The organism is Shinella sp. 1A1, assembly GCF_055379515.1.
The window spans coordinates 2,598,401-2,610,709 of sequence record NZ_AP039671.1; the positions used below are offsets into that span (position 1 = coordinate 2,598,401).

Sequence of the window (12,309 nt, forward strand, 5' to 3'; positions counted from 1 at the left end):
CAAGATGGTCCAGGCAAAGCTCTCCCCCGATCTCATCGCCCGCTTCGCGGACATCACCGGCGCCGGCTATGCGCTCTCCGACGACAGGGACATCGCTCCCTATCTCGTCGAAAGCCGCGGGCTCTATCACGGCACATCGCCGCTGGTGCTGCGGCCGGGCTCGGTGCAGGAAGTCTCGGCGATCCTCGCGCTCGCCACCGAGACGCGCACCGCCATCGTGCCGCAGGGCGGCAATACCGGCCATGTCGGCGGCAGCGTGCCCCGCGAGGGCGCGGCGGATATCGTGCTCTCCCTCTCCCGCCTCAACCGCATCCGCGACGTCGATCCGGTCGGCAACGTGATCGTCGCGGACGGCGGCTGCGTGCTGGCGGAGATTCACAAGGCGGCCGAGGCCGTCGACCGGCTCTTCCCCCTGTCGCTCGGCTCGGAGGGTTCCTGCCAGATCGGCGGCAATCTCTCCACCAATGCCGGCGGCACCGCCGTGCTCGCCTATGGCAACATGCGTCACCTCTGCCTTGGCCTCGAGGTCGTGCTGCCGACCGGCGAGGTCTGGAACGGCCTTCGCCGGCTGAAGAAGGACAATACCGGCTACGACCTGCGCGACCTCTTCATCGGCGCGGAGGGCACGCTCGGCGTCATCACCGGCGCGGTGCTGAAGCTCTTCCCCCGCCCGCTCGGCCACGAGGTCGCCTTTGCCGGCCTGAAATCGGTGAAGGACGCGCTCGCCCTCTTCGAGCGCGCCTCCAGCCGCTGCGGCACGGCGCTCACCGGCTTCGAGCTGATGCCGCGCCTCGGCGTCGATTTCACCACGCGGCACATTCCCGGCGTGCGCGATCCGCTCGCGACGCGGCACGACTGGTACGTGCTGATCGACATCTCCACCTCCGACGCCGCCGAGACGGCGACGCGCATGATGGAGGCGCTGCTGGCCGAGGGCATCGAGGCGGGGCTGGTGGAGAACGCCGTCATCGCTTCAAGCGGGGAACAGCGCAAGGCCCTGTGGCACATGCGCGAGAGCATGTCGCCGGCGCAGAAGCCCGAGGGCGGCTCGATCAAGCACGACGTCTCCGTGCCGGTCTCCTCCATCCCGGATTTCATGGCCGAGGCGGACGCGGCCGTGATGGCGGCGATCCCCGGCGCGCGCATCTGCTCCTTCGGCCATATGGGCGACGGCAACATCCACTACAACATTTCCCAGCCCGTGGGCGCGGACAAGCAGGCCTTCCTGGATCGCTGGCGCGAGATCAACCATCTCGTCCACGGCATCGTGCTGAAATACCACGGCTCGATTTCCGCCGAGCACGGCATCGGCCAGTTGAAGCGCGACGAGCTTGCCGCCGTGCGCGAGCCGATCGAGATGGACCTGATGCAAAGGGTCAAGCACGCCTTCGACCCCGCCGGCATCATGAATCCCGGCAAGGTCGTGGCTGGCTGATCAGGAGCCGCCCGGGCGCAGCTGCGCCAGCGACATCATGAGGTCGGCGCTGATGCCGGAGGAGCCGGAGCTGGTCAGCACCGAAAGGGCGGGATCGGTATTCGTCTGGTTGTCGAGGTCGTAGAGGACCGAGAACTTGACGATCATCTTCGAAACCGCTTCGGGGTCCTGCAGGTCCTTGAGCTCGAGATGGCGCTTGATCATCTCCGCCTGCGCATCGATATCGGCGCTGCCGATCTCGTCGGGCAGCTGGTAGATCACCTTGAAGACCTCGAACAGCGCATCGTCGGCGAGGATGTCGTAGGGGCTGGTGATCGTCTCGGCCTTGCGCTGGAAATAGAGCGCGAGGCGCACACCGGCATTGTCGTCGCCGGCCTCTTCCTCAAGCATCTGCTGCACATGGCTGTCGATCGTCTCGTAGATGCCGCGGCGCGACTGGATCTCCGCGTCGTCCGGCTGCGTGACCTTGCCCTCGGCATTGAAGTTGAAGGAGGCGACGATCTTGCGATAGGCGCGATCCGCCTGCTGGTTCGCGAAACTCTTCGGGTCGTCGAGGTCGGAAGTGAATATCTTCTGCATGAAGGTGGCGTCGACGCTTTCCGGATCGATGCCGTTCGCCGTCAGCACGAAGGAGACGAGGCGGTCGTCGGCAAGGAAATCCTCGACGGACTCCACCTTCTGCATCTGCGTGGAGTAATATTTGGCCTCCTCCTCCGCCTTCTTCTTGTCATCCTCCGTTCCGAAACGGGATTTCACCGTCACATAGGCGCGGGACATGACGAGGATCTCGGCTTCCGACTGTGCCAGCTTCGGCGCGGTGATATTGCCGTCCGAACCGAAATTGAACGCCTTGGCGAGCTGGACGAAACGATCGTCCTTGAGCTGGTACACATAACTTTTGGGATCGTTGAGGTCGCTTTGCATCACCTTCTTGATGGTAAAGGCGGAAACCTTCGCCGGATCGATGCCGAAGGCCTTCAACGCAAAGTTATAGATGGAGGCTTCGCCGACGAAGTCCTTCACGGTCTTCACCGCGCCGATCTGGCTCTTGAACTGCTTGATGGCGGTCGCGTCGGCCTCGTCGTCCTTGTCGTTGTAATGGATCATGTAGGCGTTCGTGGCGGTGGCGGTCTGCGCCGCCGTCTGCGCGGTCTGGCCGGCGGCGAGCGTGCCGTCCTCCTGGAAGTTGAAGGCGGCGCGCAGCGCGACGTATTTGGCCTTGTCGGCACCGCCGAACAGGTTGATGTAGCTGGTCGCGTTGTCCGGGTCGGGGTCGCTCGTCAGGATATTGGCGATCGTGGAGCTGACGACGGACGCCTTGTTGAGGTCGAAAGCGACCTTGATGTAGTTCAGCAGGCGCGGGTCGTTGACGAGCTCGCTCGCCGTCGTCACGCTGCCGATGCGGCTTTCGAAATAGTCCTTGTTGATCAGCGCCGCCTCGGAGGTCACGCGCGGATTGGAGAGCGTGTAGAGCTGGTTCGTGGCCGCCTTCTGGTCCGCGTCCTGCACGGTGCCGGCCGTCGCCGTCCCGTCGCTGGCGAAATTGTAGGCTTCCGCCAGCGCGCGATATTTCTCGGCCGTGACGATGATGGCGCTCTGCCGGCTGATTTCCGCCTTGAGCTCGGCGATCCGCGCCTTGTTGGCATCGTTGGAAGGAAGGGTCGACAGCTCGCTGTTCGCAGCCTGGATCGCCGCCACGGCATCCGTCTCGCGGGCGCCGAACTCGGTGCTGAAGTAGCTGGCCGGATCGTCGGGATCGCTGCCGAGGACCCCGCGCACCACCTCCCGCGAATAGGTGTTCGGATCGATGCCGAAGGCGGTGAACACGTAGTTGCGCAGGCGGTCGTTGTTGATGAGCTGGTCGGCACTCGTCACCGTGTCGATGACGACATTGTAATAGCGGGTCTCCTCCTTGAGCGCCGCGCCGGCATTGGCGGCGGTGGCGGAATAGAGGCCGATGATGGAATCGAGCTGCGTTTCGGTCTGCGCCGTCGCGGTCGAGGGCGTGAAGCTGAAGGCGCTGGCGAAATCGCGATAGCGCGTGTCCGTCAGCTTGTTGGCGAAGCTGTTGGCATCCGTCAGGTCGCTGTCCAGCACCTGGCGCATGAAGGCCTTCGCATAGGTCATCTCCTCCAGGCCATAGGCTTTCATGGCATAGGAATAGAGCCGGTAGTCGTCGAGGAATTCGTCGACCGAGGAAACCTTGCCGATATTCTCCCTGTAGTAATCGGCATCGCGCGCATTGGTCGCCTCGGCCGCGGTGCGGTTCAGCGACTTCAGCATGTCCTTCGCGATGAGGTTGTAGCTCGTATAGGTCGACAGCATCGGGAAACCGTTCCTTCCAGTCACCGGCCGCGCGCGCAGGGGCCGATCGGCGCCATTGTCGCCCGCGAGGCTTGTCCCGGCCTGTCGGGCCATGGCTCGAATGCGCCGGCCTGCGTTCACCTCTCCTAAACCCTGACCCGTGCGGTTTTGCTAACCATCAGGAACTGCAAAGTTTTCTTAACCGCGATTTTTAAGCGGCATGGAAGGGGGCGCGCCTATTCTCCCCCTCAGAGGACGCAAAGTCCCGATGAGAAGACCGGACACCGGCTCTCAAGGAAAACAAGGGCGAAAGACATGCTGAATACCGTTTCCAAGCCGGCCTGGGCCGGCAGCACGCTCCGGCTCGATCCCAAGCGCTTCCCGCAGCAGGTGACCTTCGAGCTGCGCACCGAGGGAACCGACGCCACGATTACCCTCGACGAGCGCGGCGCCGTGCTGCGCAAGGTGCTTCCCTCCAGCGGCCTGCCGCTGTCCATCGCACTGCCGGCCCGCGCCTTCAAGGGCGTCGCCGCCCGCGCCATCGACCATGGCGACGGCGACGTGACCGTCACGCTCGAGCTGCACCACGACGACCCGGACCTTTGCATCCCGCTTCTGGTGGCGCACGATCTCTGCGACATCGCCGCCGACTGGCGCAGCTGGGCCGAGGCCTACCGCATTCCCATGCTGATGGTGGAAGCCGACGGCGTCGCCCGCCCGCTCGACGACAACCTGACGGTCGGCAGCCGCCCCGCGAAACCGCGCCGCCGCCATTCCTACTTCGCGGATCGCCGCCCCCGCTTCCTCGTGCGCCGCACGACCGGCAAGCTCGGCGTCCAGATGAAGATCGACGGCCGGGAGATCATCGCCCGCCGTTGAGCCTGCGATGACGATTTGACCTCCGGAAAGCCGGCCGTTCCCTGCGGCCGGCTTTTCCGCGTCCGGCTCAGGCGAAGGGGATGGCGACCGCCAGCGCGAGGAAGATGGCAAAGCCGACGACGTGGTTGAATTTGAACAGCGCAAGGCACTGCACCGGATCGTCTATATCGAGCGACCGGATCTGCCAGGCGAGCATCAAAGCGGCGGCCGCAAGGCCGAGCCAGCCGATGATGCCGACGCCGGCCAGCCAGAAGGACAGCGCGATGAGCGCCACCGTCAGGCCGTAGAGGCCGACGAGCCATTGCCGGGTCTTCTCGCCGAAGAGGCGGGCGGTGGAGCGCACGCCGATCAGCGCGTCGTCCTCCTTGTCCTGGTGGGCATAGATCGTGTCGTAGCCGATCGTCCAGGCGATCGCGGCGATATAGAGCGCGACGGGCGCCAGCGACAGCGCGCCGAAGACCGCCGCCCAGCCCATCAGCGCGCCCCAGGAGAAGGCCATGCCGAGGAAGAATTGCGGCCAGTCGGTGAAGCGCTTGGCGAAGGGATAGACCGCGACGATCAGCAGCGAGGCCACGCCGAGCCCGATGGAGAAGAGATTGAACTGCAGGAGGACGACGAGGCCGACAAGCGCCTGCAGCACGATGAAGACCTTCGCCTGGCGGCGCGTGACGCGGCCGGACGGCAGCGGGCGCGAGCGGGTGCGGGCGACCGCCTGGTCGATATCGTGGTCGACGAGGTCGTTATAGGTGCAGCCCGCACCGCGCATGGCGACCGAGCCGATGAAGAACAGCAAGAGATGCGCGAGGAACCGCAACCAGTCGAAGCTGCCGGCCGCCGCCGCGACATTGGCCGCCAGCGCCGCCGACCAGAAGCAGGGCCACATCAGGAGCTGCCAGCCGATCGGCCGGTCCCAGCGGGCAAGCTGCGCATAGGGCCAGGCCCCGCGCGGCAGGACGCGATAGACCCAGTTGTCGGAAGGCGCGTCGGAAACGCGGCCGGAATCGGAGGAGGTGCTGATCATGCACCTAGATCGCAAGCGGCCACGCCCCGGTCAAGCCGGCGCATGGCCGCAGATGGGATTCAGCGCAGCGTGAAATCGAAGCGGTAGGTGGCTGCAACGCCGATCAGGAATTGATCGCGCTCGCCGCGCTGTTTGACGAGGCTCGAATCCGCCGCCGGGCCCATGAGGCGCTTGTACTCGGCGAAGGCGCTGGTCTCGATCTTCTCGTTGACCTGCCAGGTGATCGCCGCGCCCGCGCCGACCGACTGGATGCCGCCGCCCGGATCGTAGGCGGCAAGGCCGGAGGCCGCGACCTGGCTCGGCTTCACCCGGTAATAGGCGTCCATATAGTCGTTCGACGCGACGGTAAGGCGCGGACCGGCGGACAGGCGCACGTCCGGCGTGATATCGACGAAGGCGTCGGCCGCCACATCCGCCACGATGCCGTGGTGGCTGCGGATGCCATGGCGCACCTCGCCGCGCACGCGCAGCCAGTCCGTCGGATAGGCTTCCGCGAACGCACCGAGTTCGCCGCCCAGCTTCACCGGCGTCAGGCCCTTGAGGTCGGCGCTGTCATCCTCGTCGCGCGGCATCACCAGCTTGCCGGTCGCCCCTGCGCGGAAAGCGCCGTTGTCGATCAGCGCGAAGGAGGGATTGTCGTTGCGCGAGGAGAAGCGCACCGTGCTGCCGGCCTTGCCGAGCGAGATCAGCGGCGTGACCTGGAACAGATGGCCCTTGGCGCCCTCGTAGCGCGGCGCGGCGAAGCCGGCGGCCCCCACCTTCAGATACCAGTCGCCGGACCAGAAGTGCTCGCCGTCGCCTGCAAGGGCGGAAATGGGCGCAAGAAGAAAGGCGGCCGCAGTCATTGCGGCCGGGAAACGGATACTCAAGACACAATCCTCGCTTTGCCGACGCACCCGCCGCGGGGCGCCGAAACCTTTGATTGCACGAACATTAGCCACGTTTCATTACCGATTCGCTAACCATTCGCCAGCTTTCGAAGGTGAAATGATTCGTGCGAGTTCCCGGCACCGAGCGGGAATTCCTTCATCGCACCACCGAGGAAAAGGGCGCCGCAATGCTCCCGAGCGCCGCGGCCCTTGACCTTTCGCCCCCGTCCCCTTAACCCGCCAGCAACAAGCATCAGGTCGAGGGTACGGGCATGAAGGTTCTGTTGATCGGATCGGGCGGACGCGAGCACGCCCTTGCCTGGAAGCTGGCGCAATCGCCCCTCCTCACCACGCTCTACGCCGCCCCCGGCAATCCCGGCATCGCCGAATGCGCGACGCTGGTCTCCCTCGATATCGAGGACCATGCGGCGGTCTCCGCCTTCTGCCGCGAGAACGGCATCTCCTTCGTCGTCGTCGGCCCGGAAGCCCCGCTCGTCGCGGGCCTTGCCGACGTGCTGCGCGCGGCCGGCATCGATGTCTTCGGGCCTTCGGCCGCCGCCGCCCAGCTCGAAGGCTCCAAGGGTTTCACCAAGGACCTCTGCGCCAAATACGACATCCCGACCGGCGCCTACCAGCGCTTCACCGACGCCGCCTCCGCCAAAGCCTATATCGAGGCCGAGGGCGCGCCGATCGTCATCAAGGCGGACGGGCTTGCCGCCGGCAAGGGCGTGACCGTCGCCATGACGCTGCCCGAGGCTCTGGCCGCCGTCGACGACTGCTTCGACGGCGCTTTCGGCGCGGCCGGCGCGGAAGTCGTCGTGGAAGCCTTCCTCGACGGCGAGGAAGCGAGCTTCTTCTGCCTTTGCGACGGCGTGAACGCGCTGCCGCTCGCCTCCGCGCAGGACCACAAGCGCGTCGGCGACGGCGATACCGGCCCGAACACCGGCGGCATGGGCGCCTATTCGCCGGCCCCGGTAATGACGCCCGGCATGGTCGAGCGCACGATGAAGGAGATCATCGAGCCGACGATCCGCGGCATGGCGGCGGACGGCCATCCCTTCCAGGGCGTGCTCTTCGCCGGCCTGATGATCACCGCCAAGGGTCCGGAGCTGATCGAATACAACGTGCGCTTCGGCGATCCGGAGTGCCAGGTGCTGATGATGCGGCTCGAGAGCGACCTGCTGCCGATCCTCCATGCCGCCGCCATCGGCCGGCTCGACAAGGTTTCCGCCGAATGGCGCGACGACCCCGCGCTCACCGTGGTCATGGCCTCGAAGGGCTATCCCGGCGCCTACGAGAAGGCGACGCCGATCCTATCGCTGCCGGCCGACGACGCCGCGACGAAGGTGTTCCATGCCGGCACAGCGCTGAAGGGCGGCCAGCTCGTGGCGACCGGCGGGCGCGTGCTGAATGTCACCGCCGTCGCGCCGACCGTCGCCGAGGCGCAAAAGGCGGCCTATGCGGCGCTCGACCGGGTGAAATGGGAAAACGGCTTCTGCCGCCGCGACATCGGCTGGCGCGCCGTCGCCCGCGAAACGGCTTGACGGCAACCGGCGGAAAAACGCCGTTTCATCAAATTTTACCATTTCCCCTGACGGGCTCGTAACCGACGGGCGCTATTCTCCCCTCACCGATGAGGAGAACCGTCGATGCGTATCCTGTTGCCGACCCTTGCCTTCGCGCTTCTTGCCGCCCCCGCCCTTGCGGGTTCGATCCGTCCCGTCGAGGATGCCGTCTCGGCGGACAGCATCGAGACGATCCGGTGCGGCGACTGCCCGGCGCTGAAGCCCAAGATCAAGGCCGCGACCTATCATGTCGACGCTATCGCGCCCGGCACGCAGAAGGTCGAGGTCCGCGAGGAGAACGGCGAGCGCAAGATCTTCCGCACGGAAGCCTGGATGGGCGGCTCGCCCGTGGTCTTCGTCAGCAAGGCGCCGGCAGAGACCACGCAGGCCGCAAGCACGGACACCGAAGAGAATGCGGTGACCGTGGATGCCGGCACCCAGACCGGCGCGCTCGACGAAGGCGCGGCACGGCATGCGAAAACGGCCGCGATCGCCTCTTCACGCGAGTTTGATCCGGGAAAATTTGAACTTCGGCTGGATTGACCCCATATTAGCGAGGCCCTGCCTCTCAGTCCCTCCAGGCTGACAGGAATCCGCGAAAGCGGACGTCTGCGCCCCTGACCTCAAGCAGGGGCGCACGCGTATCAGCCGCTCTCCCCCATATCGCTGACGAGCCGGTCGACCTCGCGGTCGGAATAGACGGCAATGCCGCTGCGCCGCAACAGCGCCGCCGTCACGCCCTGCCCGGCATGCCGGCTACCCGAAAACGAGCCGTCATAGACGAAACCGGAACCGCAGGACGGGCTGCCGTCGATCAGAAGCGCATGGCGGCAATCGTGCTTTCGCGCGACGTCGAGCGCGATGCGCGCGCCGTCGATATAGGCGGCGGACACGTCCCCGCCGGAAATCTCCAGCACCCGCGCCCGTCCGTCGAGCACGTCGTCGCCATCGAGCCCGTTCTCGATTTCCGCCGGCGGCCGCGGCACCTGGAAGCCGCCCGCAAGCTCCGGACAGAGCGTCACCAGCCGCCCCTCCGCCATCCAGCGGTCGACGGCCGCATGGACGAGCGGCTTGGCCGATCCGTTGTAGCGGACCGGCAGACCGGCGAGACAAGCGCTGATGAGGATCTTGCCGGCCACCAGCGCCCGCCCCTTACCCCGTGATCCTGGAGAAATCCGCGACCGTGCCGGTCGCCGCGCGGATGGCGGAGAGCAGCGCGAGGCGGTTGGCGCGGATGGCCGGGTCCTCGTCATTGACGAGGACGTCGTTGAAGAACTGGTCCACCGGTGCGCGGAGCATCGAGAGCGCTTCCATGGCCGAGCGGAAATCCTCCCCGGCGACGGCCGCGGCCGCATCCTTCGAGGCGGTTTCCACGGCAGCGTGAAGCGCCTTTTCGGCATCGAGCTTCAGAAGGGCGGCCGAGACGGCGCCCTCGACGACGGTGCCCTTCTTCTCCTCGGAGGCGAGAAGCTGCGTGGCGCGCTTGGTACCGGCGAGCAGGTTCTGTCCGTCTTCGGAGGTGATGAAGGCCGTCAGCGCCTCGACGCGGCGGGCGACCATCAGGAGATCGTCGGCCTCCGGCGTCAGCACGGCATCGATGAGGTCGTGGCGCGCACCCATGTCGCGGAGATAGACTTTCAGGCGATCATGGAAGAAGGCGAGAAGGTCCGGGTCCTTCGCGACGGAAAGGAGCGGCAGGCGGATGTTCTTTTCCAAGAGCATGCGAATGACGCCGAGGGCGGCGCGGCGCAGCGCATAGGGGTCCTTCGAGCCGGTCGGCTTCTCGTCGATGGCCCAGAAGCCGATCAGCGTGTCGAGCTTGTCGGCGAGCGCCACGGTGAGGCCCACCTTGCCCGAGGGCACGCGGTCGGACGGCCCCTGCGGCTTGTAGTGGTCTTCGATGGCTTCGGCGACGGCGGCGTCCTCGCCCTGCAGGAGTGCATATTTGCGGCCCATGATGCCCTGCAGTTCCGGGAATTCGCCGACGGCTTCCGTGCGCAGGTCCGCCTTGGCGAGCACCACGGCACGGTCGACGAGGGCGGTATCGGCGCCGGTGACCTTCGCAAGCTCGGCAGCGAGCTTGCGGATGCGCGTGACGCGTTCGCCCTGCGTGCCGAGCTTGGCATGGAAGGTGACGTTGAGCGCGTCGAGCTTGGCCATGCGCTGGTCGAGCGGCTTTTTGAGGTCCAGGCCGAACTTTTCGGCCGACGCCTTCAGCGTGTCGAGGTCGGGCAGGTCGTGCTGGTCGCGCAGCCAGAAGTGCTTGGCGTCCGAAAGACGGGCGCGCACCACCTTGCCGTTGCCATGCACGATCTCCTTGCCGCCGTCCTTCGCCTCGATGTTCGAGATCAGGATGAAATGGTTGGAGAGCGTGTCGGCGCCCGGCTTGCGGGTGACGAAGCATTTCTGGTTGGTCTTGATGGTGAGGCGGATGATCTCCGAGGGGATCGCCAGGAACTCCTCGTCGAAGGTGCCCATCAGCACCTGAGGCCATTCGACGAGGCCGGAGACCTCCTCCAGCAGGCCCTCGTCCTCGACGAGTTCAAGGCCGTTCGCGAAGGCGATGTTATTGGCATCCGTCGCGATGATCTGCTTGCGGCGCTCGGCATCGAGCACGACTTTCGCCTTCTCCAGATTGGCGACATAGTCCTCGAAGCGGCGCACGGTGATGGCCTCGGGCGCATGGAAGCGGTGGCCGTAGGTGACGTTGCCGGCAGTAAGCCCGTCGACCTCGAAGGGCACGACGCGCGTCTCCTCCGTCTCCGAGCCGAAGGTACAGACGATGGATTGCAGCGGACGCACCCAGCGCATCGCGCCGGGTTTTGCAGAGGCCGCACCCGAGCGCATCGACTTCGGCCAGGGGAAATTGCGGATGATGCCCGGCATCACCTCGGCGATGATCTCGTCCGCCGTACGGCCCGGCTTGACGATATGGGCGACGTAGAAGTCGCCCTTCTTCGGGTCGGAATGCACATGCGCTTCGGAAACCGAGCCGAGGCCCGCCTTGCGCAGGAAGCCCTGGATTGCCTGTTCGGGGGCGGAGGTTGCCGGGCCCTTGATCTCCTCGCGCACATCACTCGAGCGGGCGTTGAGGCCGCGGATATCGAGCGTCAGGCGGCGCGGCGTCCAGTATTCGCGCGCGCCTTCATAGGTGAGGCCAGCCTCGACGAGCGCGTCGGTGACGAGCTTCTTCAGGTCGCCGGCCGCCTTGCGCTGCATGCGGGCGGGAATTTCCTCGGAGCGGAGTTCAAGCAGGAGATCGGGCATGTCAACTTTCCTCACCCTCCCCTCTCGGGAAGGGTCGGCACGAGCGTGCCGGTATGGGGTGAAAATCGTGCTCTCTGCTAGCAAAGTTAGGTGGTGCTGTACAACGGCAAATATGCCGTTTGGCAGAGACGAGCGCGGTCAGTGACCGCTGGACGCGACCTCGTGCGTGCCTTCGGCGGCGGCATGCTCGCCTTCCGCGCCATGGCCGCCTTCCTCCTTGGCCTCGCCATGGCCGGAGGCCGCCGTCTCGACCGCATTCGGGTCGATGCAGTCCGCCCGTTCCTTCATCGCCGTGACGATGGTCTTGATCTCGTCGAGCGAAAGCTCCTTGCGCTCGCCGTAGAATTCCCCGTTGGCGGCCGGCACGCCATCCGTATAGCGCGCGACGAAGGGCGCGCTCATGCCGGGAACGGCGGAGGGATCGCGGGCGAAGAGCACTTCCGCGCCGATGGCCCGGCCGCGCATGTCGGCGCGATATTCGGGCCCGGCGGCATCGATCAGGATGATCTGGTAGAGATCGGCGTCCTCGGCATTCGAGACGGCCCCGGCGACGCGCAGCGCCGTCTTGACGCGCACCTCGCCGTCCGTGGCATCCGAGCGCACATATTTGCGCAGCCATTGCTGGCCGTCCTGTTCGAGGCGCACGGTGGTCACCGTCGTGCAGGCGGCGCCGGACACCGTCTCCGTCGACGGGCCGAGCAGCACGTCGCGCCCGACGAAGATCGCGGCAGCGCCCGAGGCGCCGGTCAGGACCAGCACGCCGGCGGCGATGATCAGCAGCTTCCGGGACAGGCGGAACGAGGTCGGAAGGAACTTCACGGGCGACGAACTTCTCTTTGAACGCAGAACAGGGAACGCGCCGAGAGCGCGCGAACGTGCCGCACTGTAGCCTGCGGGCGTTTCGGAAGTTTTAAACCCGCCTGTCCGATTTCGGGCCATTTCTGCGAATGATTTGCAATTGCGTTGACA

Annotated in this window: 10 protein-coding genes; 4 read left to right on the forward strand and 6 right to left on the reverse strand. The window is 66.1% G+C overall.

All coding sequences use genetic code 11. From position 1 onward, the window contains the following. The first annotated feature begins 4 nt into the window (after positions 1-4). Complete coding sequence (locus ACZ48C_RS12755; protein ID WP_464781308.1) at positions 5-1,435, forward strand: FAD-binding oxidoreductase; 1,431 nt, start codon at positions 5-7, stop codon at positions 1,433-1,435. Here ACZ48C_RS12755 and ACZ48C_RS12760 read toward each other — a convergent pair whose 3' ends face one another. Next, a complete protein-coding gene (locus ACZ48C_RS12760) occupies positions 1,436-3,760 on the reverse strand; it encodes a DUF1217 domain-containing protein (RefSeq protein ID WP_318909920.1) in 2,325 nt (774 codons plus the stop codon). 294 nt (positions 3,761-4,054) lie between these two features. Between ACZ48C_RS12760 and ACZ48C_RS12765 the strand changes: the two genes are divergently transcribed. Then, the gene (locus ACZ48C_RS12765) at positions 4,055-4,618 is read left to right on the forward strand and encodes a DUF6101 family protein (RefSeq protein ID WP_119256584.1); all 564 of its coding nucleotides are present in this window, start codon (positions 4,055-4,057) and stop codon (positions 4,616-4,618) included. A gap of 67 nt (positions 4,619-4,685) precedes the next feature. On the opposite strand, the gene ubiA is transcribed toward ACZ48C_RS12765, so the two are convergent. Next, complete coding sequence (gene ubiA / locus ACZ48C_RS12770) at positions 4,686-5,639, reverse strand: 4-hydroxybenzoate octaprenyltransferase (RefSeq protein WP_464781309.1); 954 nt, start codon at positions 5,637-5,639, stop codon at positions 4,686-4,688. A gap of 59 nt (positions 5,640-5,698) precedes the next feature. Continuing rightward, positions 5,699-6,484, reverse strand: coding sequence for a MipA/OmpV family protein (locus ACZ48C_RS12775; protein WP_318912451.1), 786 nt, complete (start codon positions 6,482-6,484; stop codon positions 5,699-5,701). Positions 6,485-6,780: 296 nt separating this feature from the next. Between ACZ48C_RS12775 and purD the strand changes: the two genes are divergently transcribed. Both purD and ACZ48C_RS12785 read left to right on the forward strand, forming a co-directional pair. Then, entirely contained in the window at positions 6,781-8,052 is a 1,272-nt protein-coding gene (gene purD / locus ACZ48C_RS12780) for a phosphoribosylamine--glycine ligase (protein WP_464781310.1), read from the forward strand. 105 nt (positions 8,053-8,157) lie between these two features. Continuing rightward, positions 8,158-8,616 carry a plant virulence effector HPE1-like domain-containing protein gene (locus ACZ48C_RS12785; RefSeq protein ID WP_454631804.1) on the forward strand — a complete coding sequence of 153 codons (459 nt, stop codon included), beginning with the start codon at positions 8,158-8,160 and terminating at the stop codon, positions 8,614-8,616. A 101-nt stretch (positions 8,617-8,717) separates the two neighbouring features. On the opposite strand, the gene ACZ48C_RS12790 is transcribed toward ACZ48C_RS12785, so the two are convergent. The 3 genes from ACZ48C_RS12790 to ACZ48C_RS12800 all read right to left on the reverse strand — a co-directional run bounded on the left by ACZ48C_RS12790 (position 8,718) and on the right by ACZ48C_RS12800 (position 12,159). Next, the gene (locus ACZ48C_RS12790; RefSeq protein ID WP_464781311.1) at positions 8,718-9,212 is read right to left on the reverse strand and encodes a 2-thiouracil desulfurase family protein; all 495 of its coding nucleotides are present in this window, start codon (positions 9,210-9,212) and stop codon (positions 8,718-8,720) included. A gap of 13 nt (positions 9,213-9,225) precedes the next feature. Beyond that, positions 9,226-11,340 carry a glycine--tRNA ligase subunit beta gene (gene glyS / locus ACZ48C_RS12795; protein ID WP_464781312.1) on the reverse strand — a complete coding sequence of 705 codons (2,115 nt, stop codon included), beginning with the start codon at positions 11,338-11,340 and terminating at the stop codon, positions 9,226-9,228. A 138-nt stretch (positions 11,341-11,478) separates the two neighbouring features. Continuing rightward, entirely contained in the window at positions 11,479-12,159 is a 681-nt protein-coding gene (locus ACZ48C_RS12800; protein WP_464781313.1) for a hypothetical protein, read from the reverse strand. Positions 12,160-12,309 lie beyond the last annotated feature (150 nt).